The sequence below is a fragment of the Propioniciclava sp. genome (assembly GCF_029977985.1).
Taxonomy (GTDB): Bacteria; Actinomycetota; Actinomycetes; order Propionibacteriales; family Propionibacteriaceae; genus Propioniciclava.
The window spans coordinates 22,864-39,461 of record NZ_JARKOT010000099.1; the positions used below are offsets into that span (position 1 = coordinate 22,864).

A 16,598-nucleotide genomic window follows, 5' to 3' on the forward strand; every position below is an offset into this window, starting at 1 on the left:
ACGATCCGAGGACACTGCCCGTGGCCACCGAGTCCCTCAGGAACCGCACGCACCCGCTGCGGACCCTGATCATCTTCTTCTCCTTCATCGCCGTCCTCTTCGGCATCATGGCCCTCGCCGGCTCGTGGTCGCCGAAGCTCGGCCTCGACCTGCGCGGCGGCACGACGATCACGCTGACGGCCCGCAACGTGTCGGGCACCGGGGCGGTCGACAGCGCCAGCCTCGAGCAGGCGCGCACGATCATCCAGCAGCGTGTCGATTCGATCGGCGTCGGCGAGTCCGAGGTGGCGACGGTCGGCAACGACCAGATCCAGGTGTCGGTGCCGAACGTGGCTCCGGCGCAGTTGCAGGAGATGGTCGGCCAGACGGCCCAGCTGTACTTCCGGCCCGTCTATGCCGCGGAGGCCGTCACGGCCCCCGCCCCGGAGACCACCGCCGCCCCGACCGATCCGACGGTCACGGCCGAGCCCACCACGGACGCCTCGGCCGAGCCCACCACCGACGCCACGGCGGCGCCCACCGAGGGGGCGACGGGCGAGCCCACGCCGTCGCCCACGGTCGACGGCCGCCCGGCCCCGTCGCTGCCGACAGCGCCCCCGACGCCGCGCCCGACGGCCCCGGCCGAAGTCCAGCCGACGACGGAGGAGGTGCTGGCCTGGACGCCCTCGGCGCAGGACCAGGCCGACTTCGCCGCCTTCACCTGCGGCGACGACTTCCCCGACGTCACCGACCAGCCGCTCATCACCTGCGATCGTGACAACACGGCCAAGTACCTGCTGGCTCCCGTCGTCATCCCGGGTGACATGCTGGTGAGCGCCAGCGCGGGCATTCCGCAGGGTCAAGTGAGCTGGGTCGTGAACCTGCAGCTCGACGGCACGGGCACGACGATCTTCAACACGGTCTCGACCGCGCTCACCCAGAAGGATGCGCCGCAGAATCAGTTCGCCATCGTTCTCGACTCCGAGGTCATCTCCGCGCCCCGGATCAACGAGGTGATCCCCAACGGCCAGGCGATGATCTCGGGCGACTTCACCCAGGCCACCGCGACTGATCTCGCGAACGTCCTCAAGTACGGTGCCCTGCCGCTCGCGTTCGACCTCTCCGAGGTGTCGAACGTGTCGCCCACCCTCGGTGGCGAGCAACTGACCGCGGGCCTCATCGCCGGCGCCATCGGTTTGGCGCTGGTCATCCTCTACGCGATCGTCTACTACCGCGCTCTCGCGGTCGTCGTGATCGGCTCGCTGGCGGTGGCCGCCGTGCTCACCTATCAATTCATGGTGCTGCTGGGGGAGGGCATGGGCTTCGCGCTCAACCTGCCCGGCATCGCCGGCGTCATCGTCGCCATCGGCATGACAGCGGACTCGTTCATCATCTTCTTCGAGCGGATTCGTGACGAGGTGCGCGAGGGCCGCAGCCTCCGGTCCGCCATCGAGACCGGCTGGCACGGTTCCCGTCGCACCATCCTCATCGCCGACGCCGTCTCCCTCCTCTCGGCGCTGGTCCTCTTCATCCTCGCCATCGGCTCGGTGAAGGGCTTCGCCTTCACGCTCGGCCTCACGACGCTGATCGACATCGCTGTCGTGTTCTGGTTCACCAAGCCGCTGATGACCCTCCTCGGCCGCACCCGCTACTTCGGGGAGGGACGCCGCTTCTCCGGCTTCGAGCCGGACCACCTCGGCGCAACCCAACGCAAGGCCGCGCGGCGGCGTCCGACCCTGACCCCGAAGGAGGCATGATGGCGTCCCGCGCCAGCCTCGCGCACCGGCTGTACACCGGCGAGCTGAGCTACGACTTCGTCGGGAAGCGGACGTTCTGGTACAAGTTCTCGGGCGTGTTGCTGGTGCTGTGCCTCGCGGTGACGCTGATCCGGGGGCTCAACCTGTCGATCGACTTCACGGGCGGCTCCGAGTTCACGGTCCCCACCCAGGTGACCGCGACGACGGTCGACGACTACCGCAAGGTCGCCCAGGACACGGGGCTGCCGGATCTCGGCGAGGTGCGCGTCAACACGATCGGCGACGGCCAGGTGCGCATCCAGACACGCGCGCTGAACGCCGAGGAGATCAACCAGATGACGGCGGCGCTCGCCCAGCGCGCGGGCCTCGACACCGCCGAGGTCACCAACAACCTCATCGGCTCGTCTTGGGGTGAGCAGATCACCCGGCAGGGCTTGATCGCGCTCGTCGTGTTCCTCGTGCTCGTCGCGATCATGATCTGGGCGTACTTCCGGAACTGGAAGATGTCCGTGGCGGCGCTCGTCGCGCTGGCGCACGACCTGATCGTCGTGATCGGGGTGTATGCCCTGTTGCAGTTCACGTTCAGCCCCGCCAGCCTCATCGGCACGCTGACGATCCTCGGGTACTCGCTGTACGACACGGTGGTCGTGTTCGACCGCGTCCGGGACAACACCCGCGCCATGACCCAAGGCAACAAGACCCTGGGTCAACTGGTGAACCAAGCGGTCAACCAGGTGCTGATCAGGTCGCTCAACACGACGATCATCGGCGTGCTCCCCGTTGCCGCGCTGCTCTTCGCCGGCACGTTCATCCTCGGCACCGGCCCTCTCATGGACCTCGGCCTCGCCCTGTTCGTCGGTATGGTCGCGGGCGCCTACAGCTCGATCTTCCTCGCAGCACCCTTGTTCGTCGACCTGCGCAGCCGGGACGCCGACATGGTCGAGCACGAGGCCCACCTCAAGCGGCGCACCAGCCGGAAGACCGGCCGGGCCCCGGCCACGCGTGCTGCCGACGCCGACGGCGAGGACGCCGGTGAGGCCGTCACCGTCGCTCCGGTCGGGACAGCTGTGCCGGTCAGCGGGGCCAGCGTGGTCGATCCCCGCACACTCGGGGCGGTCCGCCCCGACCAGGTGGCGCGGCACCAGCCGCGCAGCACCACCCGCTCCCAACGCAGGAAGGACCACTGATGTCGGCCGAAGCCGAGCGCATCAACGCTCTCATCCGTGAGGTTCCGGACTGGCCCAAGCCGGGCGTCGTCTTCAAGGACATCACGCCGCTGCTCTCCGACGCCGAGGGCTTCACGATGGCCGTGGACGAGCTGACCAAACTGGCTCCGCAGCCGATCGACATCGTCGTCGGCATGGAGGCGCGCGGGTTCATCTTCGCTGCGCCGGTGGCGCTCAACCTGGGCGCGGGTTTCGTGCCCGTCCGCAAGCCGGGCAAGCTGCCCTACACGACGATCGACCAGAGCTTCGCGCTCGAGTACGGTCAGGCGACGCTCGCCATGCACACGGACGCCCTGTGGCCCGGTGCACGGGTCCTCGTCGTGGACGACATCCTCGCCACCGGTGGCACCGTGGGGGCGACGGCGTCCCTCATCAAGCGGATGGGCGCCGAACTGGTGCACGTCGTCGTGCTGATCGAGCTGGAGTTCCTGGGCGGTCGCGATCGGCTGGCCGCGGAGGGCATCGATTCGGTGTCCGCCCTCATCACCTGCTGACGCCCCTACGGATCGGGCTCGTCGCGACCATTCCTCGATCCACCGCGGCCGGCCCCCTAGAGTAGGGACCCTGACGGGAGGTGACGCAGGTGAGCGACACGAAGCCCAGCGACGAGCTGACTGCAGGCTCGGACGCCGCCGCGCGCCCCGTCCCGGACGCCGCCCGCGCACCTGAGCGGCTCAGCATGCGCAAGATGCTGGCCCGGCTGGGTTCTGGCCGCTCGCCGGGCGCCGTCCAGCTGGAACCCTTGCTCGCAGCGATGCGCGAGCACCACCCGAAGGCGGACGTGGCGCTCATCGAGCGGGCCTACCGCACGGCGGAGCGGTTCCACGAGGGGCAGACGCGCAAGAGCGGCGACCCGTACATCACGCACCCGCTCGCCGTGGCGTCCATCCTCGCCGGCTTGGGCATGAACGAGCCCACGATCTGCGCCGCACTCCTGCACGACACCGTGGAGGACACCGCCTACTCCATCACGCAGTTGACGGCCGACTTCGGTCCCGAGATCGCGCGCATGGTCGACGGCGTGACGAAGCTGGACAAGGTCAAGTACGGGGAGACGGCGAAGGCGGAGACGATCCGCAAGATGGTCGTGGCGATGAGCCGCGACATCCGCGTCCTCGTGATCAAGCTGGCCGACCGGCTGCACAACATGCGTACGATCGGCTCGCTGCGGCAGGACAAGCAGATCCGGATCGCGAAGGACACGCTCGAGATCTACGCGCCTCTGGCGCACCGGCTGGGCATGAGCGCGATCAAGTGGGAACTCGAGGACCTGGCGTTCTCGGTGATCGAGCCGAAGGTGTACTCGGAGATCGTCAAGCTGGTGGCAGACCGTGCGCCGCTGCGCGACCAGTACCTCCGGACAGTCGTCGAGCAGGTGAAAGGCGATCTGGACGCCGCCCGCATCAAGGCGTCGGTGTATGGGCGGCCGAAGCACTACTACTCGATCTACCAGAAGATGATGGTGCGCGGCCGCGACTTCTACGACATCTACGACCTCGTGGGGCTGCGCATCCTGGTCGACACGAAGCGGGACTGCTACGACGTTCTCGGCGTCCTGCACAACCGGTGGAAGCCCTTGCCCGGCCGGTTCAAGGACTACATCGCCATGCCCAAGTTCAACCTGTACCAGTCCCTGCACACGACCGTGCTCGGCCCTGGCGGCAAGCCGGTGGAACTGCAGATCCGCACCCACGAGATGCACCGGCAGGCCGAGTACGGGGTCGCGGCGCACTGGCGCTACAAGGAGGGGAAGGGCGCCGGCGACGAGATCAACTGGGTGCAGTCGCTCGCCGAATGGCAGAAGGAGACGGAGGACTCGGGCGAGTTCCTGGACACGTTCACCGAGGAGATCGTCAAGAACGAGGTGTTCGTGTTCAGCCCGAAGGGAGACGTCATCTCGCTTCCGGCCGGCTCGACGCCGGTGGACTTCGCGTACGCGATCCACACCGAGGTGGGCCACCGCTGCATCGGCGCGCGCGTGAACGGACGCCTCGTCCCCCTCGATTCGACGCTCGACATGGGCATGAGCGTCGACATCATCACGTCGAAGTCCGAGTCGGCGGGACCGAGCCGCGACTGGCTGAGCTTCGTGAAGACGCCGCGGGCGCGGTCGAAGATCCGTCAGTACTTCAGCCGGGAGCGTCGCGACGAGATGATCGAGGCCGGGCAGGATGCCATCGGCAAGCAGATGCGCCGCCAGCACCTGGCGGGCCGCCTGCTGACTCCCGAGACGCTGGCGTCGTTGGCGCAGCACTTCCACGTGTCCGACACGCCGTCGCTCCTCGCTGCCGTCGGTGAGAACACCATCGGCGCGCAGGCGGTGGTGACGGCGCTGGTCGAGTCGATGGGGGGCGGCGTCGCCGCGGCCGAGGCGTCCCTCGTGGACAAGGCGCTCCTGGTGGAGCCCGGGCGCAAACTGCCCCGGGACCACACCGGCATCGTCGTGGAGGGCGACACCGGCGTCTACACGAAGCTGGCGCGATGCTGCATGCCGGTGCCGGGCGACGCGATCGTGGGATTCGTGACGCGCGGCGAGGGTGTCAGCGTGCATCGTGAGGACTGCTCGAACGTGGCTTCGCTGCGGCAGATCCCGGACCGGATGGTGCGCGTCTCGTGGGCGCCGACGACGGATGCGGCGTTCCTGGTCGCCGTTCAACTCGAGGGCCTGGATCGCTCGGGCATGTTGGCGGATGTGTCGCGGGTGCTGTCGGAGATGCACATGAGCATCGTCACCGTCTCGGCGAACACGAGTCGCGACCACGTGTTCACCATGCGGCTGACCTTCCAGACGCCCGATCCGCGTCATCTGGACGCGGTGGTGAACAGCCTGCGCCGCATCCCTGGCGTCTACGAGGTCAGCCGGGTCAAGCCGGGCTGAGTCGTGGGGCCCCGCCGGTCGCGCCTGACGGGGCCACCGTCTCGCTGATCTTCAGCGGGTGAAGTCGGCCAGCGTCGTCTTCGCCTGCTCGAGCCACGTCGTGTAGGCGGCGATGGAGTCCTCCGCCTTCTTGGCGGCCGCCTTGTCGCCGCGCGCCGTGGCCTTGGTCACCTTCTCGGTCAGCTTCTCGATCTCGGCGCTCAGCATGGCCACCGTCTCCTCGGCGCGTTGCCGCGCCTCGGGATCAGTGCGCTTCCACTCGGCCTCCTCGGCCTCCTTGACCGCTCCCTCGAGCTTCCGGACGCGGGCGTCCAGGCCGCGCATGGCGTCGCGGGGAACCTTCCCGAGGTCGTTGTACTCGGCCAGGAACTTGCGGTAGGCGGCACGGCCCTGCTCCGGATCGGTGATGGGCAGGATGGCGGCTTCGGCGGCGTCCAACAGGGCTTGCTTGGCCGTCAGGTTGCCGGAGAACTCCTCGTCCTGCGCCGACTGGGCGGCCGTCCGGGCGTCGAAGAACTGGTCCTGCAAGCCGCGGAACTCCGACCACAACTTCTCGTCGTCGCTCCGTGCCGCGGACCCGGCTGCCTTCCAGCGGGTCATCAGCTCGCGGAAGGCGCCCGCCGTCGGGCCCCAGTCGGTCGAGCCCGCCAACTCCCGCGCCTCCGCGATGATGGCCTCCTTGGCCGCCTTCGCCTGGTCCCAGCGCCCCGACTGCTCGGCGAACTGGGCCTTGCGGCGCCGCGTGTACGTCGTGCGCGCCAAGGAGAACCGGTGCCACAGGGCGTCGTCGGTGGCCCTGTCGATGCGGGGGAGCGCCTTCCACTCATCGAGCAGCGACCGGAACCGATTGACGCCGCCGCGCCAGTCGTTGCCCTGCGCGAGCGTCTCGGCCTCGGCGACCATCGCCTCCTTGGCGGCGATCGTGGCCCCGTTCTGCTTCGCGCGTTCGGCCTTGCGCGCCTCGGACGCCTCCGCGAGCTTCGGCGTCAGGGCCTCCAGGCGTGCGGAGAGCGACGCCAGGTCACCCACCGCGTTCGCGTCGGCGACCGACTTCGACAACGACGAGATCGCCTTGCGGGCGTCCTCGGGCGACACGACGCCGGAACCCAGACGCTGTTCGAGGAGCGTGACCTCCAGATCGAGCGCCTCGAAGCGGCGCACGTAGAAGGCCATCGCCTCGTCGGCAGAGACACCCGGTACCTGGCCGACGGCGCGCTCGCCGTCCGCGGTCGTCACGTACACGGTGCCATCGGGGTCGACCCGTCCGAAGCTGGCCGGGCCCTGCGCGTCAGTCATGCGCCTTATCTTGCCCCATAACCGGCTCCGGATCGGCGCAGGTCCGCGCGGATAGGCTGGGATCCATGCTGCTCACGTCGTTCCCGGCCGGACCGCTGCAGGCCAACTGCTACGTGTTCTCCGGCGACGACACCCACGCGGTGGTCGTCGACCCGGGCGTCAACGCGGCGGAGGGCGTCCGGCAGATCGTGGCCGACCGGGGTCTGACAGTCGACGCCGTCCTGCTCACCCACGGCCACCCCGACCACGTGGGGGCAGCCGCCGACGTGGCCGACCACTACGGCGTCCCGGCGTACCTGCACGCCGCCGACCGGTCCATGTTCGACCCGGCCACCCTCATGCCCTGGGCGGTCGAGATCATCGAGCGGTTCGGCGTCAACCACACCGAGCCGGCCGACCTCCGCCTGCTCGCTGGTGGAGAGACGGTCGAGGCCGGCGGCGTCACGTTCACGACCGAGCACGCGCCCGGCCACACGCAGGGCTGCCTGTTGTGGCGGACGCCCCTGCCGCAGCCGTTCGCCCAGGCGCCGGAGTTGACCGAGCTCGTGTTCACCGGCGACGTGGTGTTCGCCGGCGCCATCGGGCGCACCGACCTGCCCGGCGGCGACCACGCCACCATGCTCGCTACGCTGGCCCGGGTCGTGCTCGCGTTGCCCGACAGCGCGGTGCTCCTGCCCGGCCACGGCCCCGAGACCACGATGGCCCGCGAGCGCGCCACGAACCCGTACCTTCAAGCCGACTACCTGAGGTGACCATGCGACCCAAGCCGCTCTCCGGCTTCCCCGAGTTCCTGCCGTCCGGGCGGATGGTCGAGCAGGCCGTGCTCGACTCCCTGCGGGAGTCGTTCGAACTGCACGGGTTCGCCTCCGTCGAGACGCGCGCGGTCGAGACGATGGATTCGCTCACCCGCAAGGGCGAGATCGACAAGGAGGTCTACGTCGTCCGCCGCCTGCACGCGAGCGGGTCGGACGCCGACGAGCTCGGCCTCCACTTCGATCTCACCGTGCCGTTCGCCCGCTACGTGCTCGAGAACTCCGGACACCTGCACTTCCCGTTCCGCCGCTACCAGATCCAGAAGGTGTGGCGCGGCGAGCGGCCGCAGGAGGGGCGCTACCGCGAGTTCGTGCAGGCCGACATCGACATCGTCGGCGAGAACACCCTCGCCGCCCACCACGACGTCGAGGTGGCGCTCGTCATGATCGAGGCGCTCGGGCGGCTGCACGACGATCTCGGCATCCCGCCGATCGTCATGCACGTCAACAACCGCCTGCTCGCCGAGGGCTTCTACCGCGGCCTGGGCGTCGAGGACCACATGGCCGTGCTGCAGCGCGTCGACAAGCTCGCGAAGATCGGGCCCGCGGCCGTCCAGCGCCTGCTCGTCGACGAACTCGGCATGGACGCCGACGCCGCAGCCACGTGTCTCCAGCTCGCCACGATCACGAGCGAGGACACCGCCTTCGTCGAGCAGGTGCGCGCCCTCGGCGTCCAGCACCCGCTGCTCGATGCGGGGTTGGACGCCCTCGCCGCGGTCGTCGAGGCCGCCGCGATCGCGGCACCCGGACGCCTCGTCGCCGACCTGGCCATCGCCCGCGGCCTCGACTACTACACCGGCACCGTCTACGAGACGCAGATGGAGGGGTTCGAGCATCTCGGCTCGATCTGCTCGGGCGGGCGCTACGACGCGTTGGCCTCCGACGGCAAGAAGACCTACCCCGGCGTCGGCATTTCGGTGGGGGTCACGCGTGTGCTGGCGCCGCTCATCGCGCGGGGCGAGCTGGCGGCGTCCCGGTCGGTGCCCACCTGCGTGCTCGTGGCCGTGGACGCCGAGGAGACCCGCGGCGACGCCATGGCCACGGCCGCCCGACTGCGTGCCCGGGGCATCCCGACCGAGGTCGCGCCCAAGGCGGACAAGTTCGGTCGTCAGATCCGCTACGCCGACCGCCGGGGCATCCCGTACGTCTGGTTCAGCGACTCGACGGTCAAGGACATCCGCTCCGGCGAGCAGGTTCCCGCCGACGCCGATACCTGGACGCCGCCGGCCGCGGACCTGCGCCCGGGCGTGATCGCCGGGTCCGCCCAGTAGGGCTCTCGGAGGATTCCTACGCTCAGGGCGTCCACGATTTCGCGCGCCCCTGCCCATCGATTGACAGATGCGAGATCCTGTCCGCGGCGGTGGACCTGCACGCCCGAGTGACCGTCCAACAGTGGCCCACCTTCGATGGAGAGGAGATCCGATGACCGCGAATGTGATCGTGGTGGTCGAGCGGAAGTTCAATTATCCTCGCCCGCGCGTCTTCCGCGCGTGGACGGCCCCCGAGGAAATGGCGCAGTGGCGCGGCAGCCCGGGCTGGCACGTGGAGACGGGGACGGTCTCCTCCGAGCTGAAGCTCGGCGGGCGCCACCACCACGTCAAGGTCCTGGGCGCCGACCCGAACGTCCGCGTGACGACCGACGCCGTCTTCACGGAGTTCTTCGACCCGGACGTGTTTGTGGCGAAGCAGCGGATCACCGGCGACGACGGGATCGACCCGAACGTTCCGCTCGAACTGCGCGTCGAGTTCAGCCCTCAGGGGCCCGATGCGACGCTGGTCCGGATCATCCAAGGTCCCTACGACCCGGAGGTCGCCCAATACCACGCCGAGGGTTGGGAGAAGGAACTCGGCCGCCTCGAGGAGTTCCTCGGGAAGGAGGCCGGACGATGAGCGCCTCGACGACGGTGGTGCGCACCAAGCCTCTGATGGACATGAAGCAAATCCTGCTCATGAATCTCGGCATCTTCGGCATCCAGTACAGCCTCGGCATGCAGCAGACGGCGGTCACGCCGATCTAGAGCTTCCTTGGCGCCAACCCGCACGACCTGCCGATCCTCAACATGGCGGGCCCGATCACAGGCCTGCTCGTGCAGCCGATCATCGGGGCTTGGTCCGACCGTGTGTGGAGTGAGAAGTGGGGACGCCGCAAGGCGTTCTTCCTGATCGGTGCCGCCGGGTGCGCCATCGGTCTGTTCCTGTTCCCGTTCGTGACGGCCGTGTGGATGGCCGTGATGCTCCTGTGGCTGCTCGACATCAGCAACAACACGGCCATGGAGCCCTACCGTGCCTTCATCGCCGACCGGCTGCCCCCCTCCCAGGTCGGCAAGGGCTTCCTCGCCCAGTCGTTCTTCACCGGGCTCGGCATCACGCTCGCGAACGTGTCCCTGTTCGTGTTCCAGTCGCTCATCACGGGCGGGACAGCCGCCGGCATTCCGTACTGGGTCTTCGGATCGTTCATGCTGGGCGCGGTGTTCTCCATCGGCACGGTGCTCGTGTCGGTGCTGTCGACGCCCGAACTGCCGCCGACGCCGTCCGAGCTGGCCGAACTCCAGCGCAAGCGCGAGTCCGGCAATGCCGCGGTCCAGACCTTCAAGGAGATCGGCGAGGCGATCGTCGAGATGCCGGTCGAGCTGCGCAAACTGGCGTTGGTCTACCTGTTCCAGTGGTATGCGATGAACTGCTACTGGCAGTACGTCGCTCTCACGGTGGCCGATTCCGTGTTCGGGACGACGGACACCCACTCGGAGGCCTACAAGGAGGCCGTCGGCTGGACCGGCCTGGTGAACGGCGGCTACAACATCGTGACCGCGTGTGTGGCGTTCGCGCTCGTGGCGATGGCCCGCCGCTACGGCGCCAAGTACGTGCACATGGGTGCGCTGCTGTGCGCGACGGTCGGCCTGCTGATCATCCCGCACATCACAGACCGGTACCTGCTCTTCCTGCCGATCATCGGCCTGGGTATCGCGTGGGCGTCCATCATGGGTGTGCCGTACATCATGGCCGTCCGCATGGTGCCCAGCTCGCGCTACGGCGTCTACATGGGCGTCATCAACATGATGATCGTCATCCCGATGCTCATTCAGACGCTCACGTTCGGCTCGGTGTACAACCTGCTGGGCGGCGTCCCGGGCAACGCGATCACCTTCGCGGCGATCCTGCTCGGGCTCGCGGCGGTCGCGATGCTCTGGATCAAGGAGCCTCCGATCGTCAAGAACATGGACGAGGTCGCGGTGACCGTTCCCAATTCGCTTGCCGGGCAGGTGTGAGATGCCTGTCATGACCCCTTATCGCAGAATCGTCGTCGGCACGGACGGCTCGGCCCTGGCCGATCCCACGGTGGCGCGGGCTGCAGTGTTGGCGGCATCCGAGGGCGCCGAGTTGGTGATCGTGTGCGCCTACTCCGGGGTGACCCAGCGTGACGAGGCCCGCGTCGGCGGCCTGGGCGACACCCGCGTCGGCACGGTGCTCGGCCGTGCGGCGGCCGAGGACGCCGTGGCTGCGGCTGCGGCGACGGCGTCCGGGCTGGGGGCGACTGTTGCCGCGCCCCTGCTGGTCGAATCCGACCCGGCCGAGGCCCTGGTCGCTGCCGCCGCCTCCCGCTCGGCCGATCTCGTCGTCATCGGGGCGATCCGGGACGTGAGCATCGCCGACCGACTCCTCGGCACCGTGGCCTCCGCCGTGGTGCGCCGCGCGGCGTGCGAGGTGCTTGTGGTCCGGCCGCCGAAGTCGTGGGGCGGCGTCGAGGACCTCGAGGTCCCGGCCGACGCCTGACGTTCGCAACGACGAGAGCCCCCGACTGCGCGTCGGGGGCCCTCGTCGTTGCGTTCAGCCCCCGAGGACCTTGGCGACGGCCTGCCACACCTGGTAGCCGCCGAGGATCACGAACAGCAGCGTCGTGACGCCGAGCAGGATGTTCTGAACGACGTTGTTGCGCCACTCGGCCGGGATGTTGCGGCCGTTCAACAGGCCCAGGTTGGCCAGCGCCATGAAGGGCATGAACAGGGCGCCGAGGACGCCGTACAGCAGGATCAGGAAGATGGGCTGGTCGAGGAAGAGGAGCACCATCGGCGGGAACGTGAGCCAGAGGACGTACCACTTGAAGTACTTGCCGCCGACGCGGGTGTCCGGGTGGTCGCTGTCGAGGCCGCGCATCTTGCCCACGAAGTCGGCGAACATCAGCGAGACGCCGTTCCAGACCCCGATGAGCGAACTGAACGCCGCCGCCCAGAAGCCGACGAGGAACGCCTTGCCGACGAACGGGCCGTAGCGGTCCTGCAGGACGGTGTCGAGGTCGAGCAGCCCACGGTCGCCCGAACTGAGCGTCACGCCGGCCGCCGCCACGACCTCGGCGCCGACGATGAGCATCGAGATCACGAAGATGCCCGTCATGACATAGGCCATCGTGTTGTCGATGCGCATCACCCGCATCCACTTCGGCGTGTACCAGCCCTTCTCGCGCAGCCAGTAGCCGTAGGCGGCCAGGGTGATGGTGCCGCCGACACCGCCGGCCAGGGCGAGGGTATAGAACATGCCGCCCTCGGGGATGACGGGCAGCAACCCGGCCAGCAGGGCGGGGACGTTCGGCAGGGCGATGGCGGCCAGGACGACCACGGTGAAGAACATGATGCCGACGAGCCCGGCTGTGATCTTCTCGAAGATGGCGTACTTGTTGAACCACACCAGGACGAAGCCGAGCAGACCCATGACGACGGCCCACGCGATGAGCGGCAGCTGCGGGAAGAGGGCAGCCAGCGGCAGCGCCGATGACGACATCGCGGCTGCACCGTACACGAAACCCCAGATCACGATGTAGGGGGCGAAGTAGATCGTCGTCCAGATGCCCAGCCGGCGCCAGCCCTCGAAGATCGTGTAGCCGGTGGCGAGCGTGTACCGGCCTGCGCCTTCGACGAGCACGATCTTCATGATGACGCCCACGATCACCGCCCAGAACAGCAGGTACCCGTAGCGGGAGCCGGCGGCGAGGGTCGCCACCATGTCGGGGGCTCCCACACCGGTGGCGGCCACGACGAGACCCGGCCCGATGAGCTTCCAGCGGGCGTCGCGCCCGCCGTCGTCGTCCACGCGATCGACGTGGCCGGCCTTCCGGGCGTCCTCGTCGTACTGCTCGGGAATGCGTCCTGCCATGGGGCACCTCGCTGTGTCTCGGGGGCGTTCTCCTGCCGGCAACGTAGCGGGCCGGCCGAGACCTTGTCAGCGGCCGGTGGGCGCTCGAAACAGGATCGTTGCCTCGGCGCCCGCTAGACTGCTCGCCGTTGCGCCCGCACCGTCTATGCGGGGCTGAGAAAGGAAGATCACGTCATGTTGCGGACCCATGAGGCGGGCACCCTGCGCGCCGGACACGTCGGAACCACCGTCACCCTCGCCGGCTGGGTGGGCCGGCGCCGCGATCACGGCGGGGTCGCCTTCATCGATCTGCGGGACGCTTCGGGGATCGCCCAGGTCGTCGTCCGCGACGAGATCCTCGACGCCTCGGGCGCGCACGATCTGCGCAACGAGTTCTGCATCCGGGTCACCGGCGTCGTCGAGGAGCGGCCGGAGGGCAACGCGAACCCCGACCTCCCCACCGGCGAGATCGAGGTGGCCATCACCGACCTTGAGGTGCTCAACCCGTCCGCCGCGCTGCCGTTCCAGATCGACGAGCGCGTCACGGTCGGCGAGGAGGCCCGGCTGAAGTACCGCTACCTGGACCTGCGGCGTCCGGCCCCCGGCGCGGCCCTGCGGTTGCGCAGCAAGGTCAACGCTGCGGCCCGCAAAGTGCTCGGGGAGCGCGACTTCGTCGAGATCGAGACGCCCACGATGACCCGCTCCACGCCCGAAGGCGCCCGCGACTTCATCGTGCCCGCGCGCCTCGCCCCCGGCAGTTGGTACGCGCTGCCGCAGAGCCCTCAGCTGTTCAAGCAGCTGCTCATGGTGGCCGGCATGGAGCGCTACTACCAGATCGCCCGCTGCTACCGCGACGAGGACTTCCGCGCCGACCGGCAGCCCGAGTTCACCCAGCTCGACATCGAGATGAGCTTCGTCGAGCAGGAAGACGTCATCGAGCTCGGGGAGGCCATCGTCAAGGAGATCTGGTCGCTGATCGGCGTCGACCTCGACACGCCGTTCGACCGGCTGACGTTCGGCGACGCGATGAACCGCTACGGCTCCGACAAGCCCGATCTGCGGTTCGACCTCGAACTCACCGAACTGACCGACTACTTCGCCGACACTCCGTTCCGCGTCTTCCAGGCGCCCTACGTGGGTGCGGTGGTCATGCCGGGTGGCGGCTCGCAGCCGCGGCGCACGTTCGACGCGTGGCAGGAGTGGGCCAAGCAGCGGGGCGCCCGCGGCCTCGCCTACGTGACGGTCGGGGAGGACGGCACCCTCGGCGGGCCGGTGGCGAAGAACATAACGGACGCCGAACGCGACGGTCTCGCCGCCGCCACCGGCGCCCGTCCTGGCGACTGCATCTTCTTCGCGGCGGGGGGCCGTACGGCGTCCCAGAACCTGCTGGGCGCGGCACGCAACGAGATCGCCGAGCGGTGCGGCCTCATCGAGCCGGGCAGCTGGAGCTTCCTGTGGGTCGTCGATGCGCCCCTGTTCAAACCCACCAACGAGGCCACCGCCGAGGGCGACGTGGCGGTGGGTGAGGGCGCCTGGACGGCCGTTCACCACGCCTTCACGGCGCCGCAGGACGTCGACGGCTTCGACGCCGACCCCGGCAACGCGCTCGCGTGGGCCTACGACATGGTCTGCAACGGCAACGAGATCGGCGGCGGCTCCATACGTATCCATCGTCGCGACGTCCAGGAGCGCGTGTTCAAGGTGATGGGTCTCGGCGCCGAGGAGGCGCAGGAGAAGTTCGGCTTCCTGCTCGACGCGTTCAAGTTCGGCGCCCCGCCGCACGGCGGCATCGCCTTTGGCTGGGACCGCATCGTCGCCCTCCTCGCGGGCACCGAGTCGATCCGGGACGTCATCGCCTTCCCGAAGACCGGCGGCGGCTTCGACCCGCTCACCCAGGCGCCTGCGCCGATCTCGCCCGCCCAGCGCCGCGAGGCGGGCGTCGACGCCAAGCCGGCCGAGAAGAAGAAGGACGCCGCCGCGCCTGTGGCGCAGACGGCGTCCTGAATCGGTCGGGGGGTCAGGCGGCCGGGCCGGCCAGCAGGCGGTAGATGGCCTTCTCCGTCTCGGCGAGGGCGGACGCCGCAGCGGCGACCTGGTCGGGGGTACCGGATTGGGTGACGGCCTGGACGGCCGTGGCGAGTCCGCGGTAGGCCTGCCAGGCACGCTCGTCGATGCCTTCGTTGGCGGCCTCCGCCTCGGCGTTGACCGCCTCCCACGGCTTCTCGGCGCGGGCGGCGGGTTCGCGCCCGGCCTCGGTCAAGTGGAAGGCGCGCTGTCCGTCGAGTTGTGTCTCGGAGATGAGGCCCTCGTCGACGAGTTGGGCGAGTGCGGGATACACCGCGCCCGGGCTCGGCTTCCACAGGCCCTGGGTCCGGTCGGCGAGGGTCGTGATGATCTGGTAGCCGTTCATCGGCTCCTCGGCGAGCAGTGCCAGGATCGCCTGGCGCACGTCGCCGCGGCGGGCACGCCCGCCCCGGCCGCGCCCGCGGCGTCCACCGGGACCGTGCGGTCCGGGACCGTGGTGCCCGAAGCCGTGCGGTCCCTCAGGACCCAACGGGCCACCGGGACCGATCGGGCCGGGTCCGAAACCGGGGAAGGGGGCCTCGGGGCCGGGGCCCATGCGCCGGGGGCGCTCGCCCCGGCCTCGCCGCTCGCCGCGGCGGTTGTCGCGGGCCTCGTCGCGGCCCGACTCTTCGTTCATAGCGACCCACCAGGGCCGGTTCATTGCGTACTCCATGGGGAAGTCCTTTCTGTAGGAGTTGCGATAACGATATATCGAAGATAGTCGGTAAGCAAGTCCGATCCGCCCGTGTTCCGGTTGGGGCTCACGGATGGAGCGCTCCAGCGCCCTTTTCGTGAGCCCCAACCGCAACAAGGGGAGGGGCCTCCCTGGGGCGCCATGAAACGATGACCAGGACCATCACCTGGCCTGTCGGGCAGCCGCTGCGCGGCCAGGTCGTCACCGAGACCGTGGAGCAGCCCCCATGAACCGCACCCGCCGCGTCCTTGCGGCCTTGACCGCCGCCGCGGCGCTCACCAGCCTGAGCGCCTGCCTCGGACCGTTGGCCGTCGACCCCACGAGCACCGCGAGCAGCAACGCACAGAAGCAGGGCGACGGCGCCCTACGCACCGACCTCGAGCCGCTGACCTCGCGGTTCCCCGTGCTGGGGCAGCCGGTGTCGGCCCAGTGGATGTCGGGGACGCTCGGCGACAGCCGACTCCCGGGGCCGAGCACGTACTGGATCGACGCGATCGTCGTCGTGACCCCGGAGGTTGCCGCCGAACTCGCGCCGCTGGCGTCCGAGACCGGCACGCCCGACCTCGTCGCGGGCGTGGCGGAGCTCGTGCCGCCGGGGACGCTGCGCACCTCCGAGCAGATCGACGCCCGGTTCTCGACCGACACCTGGTGGGTGGACGCCTACCTCGTGGAGGGCTCCGACACCGTCGTGCTCGCGGCACGAGGCGACTGACCCCACCCCGGACGCCCCGTGTTGCGGTTGGGGCTCACGGATGGAGCGCTCCAGCG

The 16,598-nt window shown here is 69.4% G+C and carries 14 protein-coding genes and 1 pseudogene; 12 read left to right on the forward strand and 3 right to left on the reverse strand.

Annotated features, from left to right (window positions below):
• The first annotated feature begins 68 nt into the window (after positions 1-68).
• The 4 genes from secD to Q1K57_RS06575 all read left to right on the forward strand — a co-directional run bounded on the left by secD (position 69) and on the right by Q1K57_RS06575 (position 5,840).
• The gene (gene secD / locus Q1K57_RS06560; RefSeq protein ID WP_300080249.1) at positions 69-1,736 is read left to right on the forward strand and encodes a protein translocase subunit SecD; all 1,668 of its coding nucleotides are present in this window, start codon (positions 69-71) and stop codon (positions 1,734-1,736) included.
• On the forward strand, positions 1,736-2,923 hold the full coding sequence (gene secF / locus Q1K57_RS06565) for a protein translocase subunit SecF (RefSeq protein WP_300080158.1): 1,188 nt from the start codon (positions 1,736-1,738) through the stop codon (positions 2,921-2,923). Before secD ends, secF begins: the two co-directional genes overlap by 1 nt.
• Complete coding sequence (locus tag Q1K57_RS06570; RefSeq protein ID WP_300080160.1) at positions 2,923-3,456, forward strand: adenine phosphoribosyltransferase; 534 nt, start codon at positions 2,923-2,925, stop codon at positions 3,454-3,456. Before secF ends, Q1K57_RS06570 begins: the two co-directional genes overlap by 1 nt.
• A 185-nt stretch (positions 3,457-3,641) precedes the next feature.
• On the forward strand, positions 3,642-5,840 hold the full coding sequence (locus tag Q1K57_RS06575; RefSeq protein WP_300080251.1) for a bifunctional (p)ppGpp synthetase/guanosine-3',5'-bis(diphosphate) 3'-pyrophosphohydrolase: 2,199 nt from the start codon (positions 3,642-3,644) through the stop codon (positions 5,838-5,840).
• A 51-nt stretch (positions 5,841-5,891) separates the two neighbouring features.
• On the opposite strand, the gene Q1K57_RS06580 is transcribed toward Q1K57_RS06575, so the two are convergent.
• Positions 5,892-7,136 carry a DUF349 domain-containing protein gene (locus Q1K57_RS06580; protein WP_300080162.1) on the reverse strand — a complete coding sequence of 415 codons (1,245 nt, stop codon included), beginning with the start codon at positions 7,134-7,136 and terminating at the stop codon, positions 5,892-5,894.
• Positions 7,137-7,201: 65 nt separating this feature from the next.
• Between Q1K57_RS06580 and Q1K57_RS06585 the strand changes: the two genes are divergently transcribed.
• The 6 genes and pseudogenes from Q1K57_RS06585 (at position 7,202) to Q1K57_RS06610 (ending at position 11,719) form a co-directional block, all read left to right on the forward strand.
• Entirely contained in the window at positions 7,202-7,888 is a 687-nt protein-coding gene (locus Q1K57_RS06585; RefSeq protein WP_300080164.1) for an MBL fold metallo-hydrolase, read from the forward strand.
• A 2-nt stretch (positions 7,889-7,890) separates the two neighbouring features.
• Entirely contained in the window at positions 7,891-9,219 is a 1,329-nt protein-coding gene (hisS, locus tag Q1K57_RS06590) for a histidine--tRNA ligase (RefSeq protein ID WP_300080253.1), read from the forward strand.
• A 151-nt stretch (positions 9,220-9,370) separates the two neighbouring features.
• On the forward strand, positions 9,371-9,838 hold the full coding sequence (locus Q1K57_RS06595; RefSeq protein WP_300080166.1) for an SRPBCC domain-containing protein: 468 nt from the start codon (positions 9,371-9,373) through the stop codon (positions 9,836-9,838).
• Positions 9,835-9,966, forward strand: coding sequence for a hypothetical protein (locus Q1K57_RS06600; protein WP_300080168.1), 132 nt, complete (start codon positions 9,835-9,837; stop codon positions 9,964-9,966). The genes Q1K57_RS06595 and Q1K57_RS06600 overlap by 4 nt, the downstream gene beginning before the upstream one ends.
• Before the next feature lie 18 nt (positions 9,967-9,984).
• A pseudogene (locus Q1K57_RS06605) lies at positions 9,985-11,214 on the forward strand (MFS transporter); the annotation flags it as partial.
• A gap of 10 nt (positions 11,215-11,224) precedes the next feature.
• Entirely contained in the window at positions 11,225-11,719 is a 495-nt protein-coding gene (locus Q1K57_RS06610) for a universal stress protein (RefSeq protein ID WP_300080170.1), read from the forward strand.
• A gap of 54 nt (positions 11,720-11,773) precedes the next feature.
• On the opposite strand, the gene Q1K57_RS06615 is transcribed toward Q1K57_RS06610, so the two are convergent.
• Positions 11,774-13,093, reverse strand: a complete 1,320-nt coding sequence (locus Q1K57_RS06615; protein ID WP_300080172.1) for an Nramp family divalent metal transporter — start codon at positions 13,091-13,093, stop codon at positions 11,774-11,776.
• A 174-nt stretch (positions 13,094-13,267) separates the two neighbouring features.
• On the opposite strand from Q1K57_RS06615, the gene aspS reads away from it, so the two are divergent.
• Entirely contained in the window at positions 13,268-15,076 is a 1,809-nt protein-coding gene (gene aspS / locus Q1K57_RS06620; RefSeq protein WP_300080174.1) for an aspartate--tRNA ligase, read from the forward strand.
• 13 nt (positions 15,077-15,089) lie between these two features.
• On the opposite strand, the gene Q1K57_RS06625 is transcribed toward aspS, so the two are convergent.
• Positions 15,090-15,809, reverse strand: a complete 720-nt coding sequence (locus Q1K57_RS06625; RefSeq protein ID WP_300080176.1) for a PadR family transcriptional regulator — start codon at positions 15,807-15,809, stop codon at positions 15,090-15,092.
• 247 nt (positions 15,810-16,056) lie between these two features.
• Between Q1K57_RS06625 and Q1K57_RS06630 the strand changes: the two genes are divergently transcribed.
• The gene (locus Q1K57_RS06630) at positions 16,057-16,542 is read left to right on the forward strand and encodes a hypothetical protein (RefSeq protein ID WP_300080178.1); all 486 of its coding nucleotides are present in this window, start codon (positions 16,057-16,059) and stop codon (positions 16,540-16,542) included.
• The last annotated feature ends 56 nt before the right edge of the window (positions 16,543-16,598 follow it).

Coding starts and splice junctions, on each gene's coding strand:
- Q1K57_RS06580 (WP_300080162.1), bottom strand. CDS start 7,136: ATGACTGACGCGCAGGGCCCGGCCAGCTTCGGACGGGTCGACCCCGAT.
- aspS (WP_300080174.1), top strand. CDS start 13,268: ATGTTGCGGACCCATGAGGCGGGCACCCTGCGCGCCGGACACGTCGGA.
- Q1K57_RS06615 (WP_300080172.1), bottom strand. CDS start 13,093: ATGGCAGGACGCATTCCCGAGCAGTACGACGAGGACGCCCGGAAGGCC.
- Q1K57_RS06630 (WP_300080178.1), top strand. CDS start 16,057: ATGAACCGCACCCGCCGCGTCCTTGCGGCCTTGACCGCCGCCGCGGCG.
- Q1K57_RS06595 (WP_300080166.1), top strand. CDS start 9,371: ATGACCGCGAATGTGATCGTGGTGGTCGAGCGGAAGTTCAATTATCCT.
- Q1K57_RS06610 (WP_300080170.1), top strand. CDS start 11,225: ATGACCCCTTATCGCAGAATCGTCGTCGGCACGGACGGCTCGGCCCTG.
- Q1K57_RS06625 (WP_300080176.1), bottom strand. CDS start 15,809: ATGGAGTACGCAATGAACCGGCCCTGGTGGGTCGCTATGAACGAAGAG.
- Q1K57_RS06585 (WP_300080164.1), top strand. CDS start 7,202: ATGCTGCTCACGTCGTTCCCGGCCGGACCGCTGCAGGCCAACTGCTAC.
- Q1K57_RS06600 (WP_300080168.1), top strand. CDS start 9,835: ATGAGCGCCTCGACGACGGTGGTGCGCACCAAGCCTCTGATGGACATG.
- Q1K57_RS06575 (WP_300080251.1), top strand. CDS start 3,642: ATGCGCAAGATGCTGGCCCGGCTGGGTTCTGGCCGCTCGCCGGGCGCC.
- Q1K57_RS06570 (WP_300080160.1), top strand. CDS start 2,923: ATGTCGGCCGAAGCCGAGCGCATCAACGCTCTCATCCGTGAGGTTCCG.
- secF (WP_300080158.1), top strand. CDS start 1,736: ATGGCGTCCCGCGCCAGCCTCGCGCACCGGCTGTACACCGGCGAGCTG.
- hisS (WP_300080253.1), top strand. CDS start 7,891: ATGCGACCCAAGCCGCTCTCCGGCTTCCCCGAGTTCCTGCCGTCCGGG.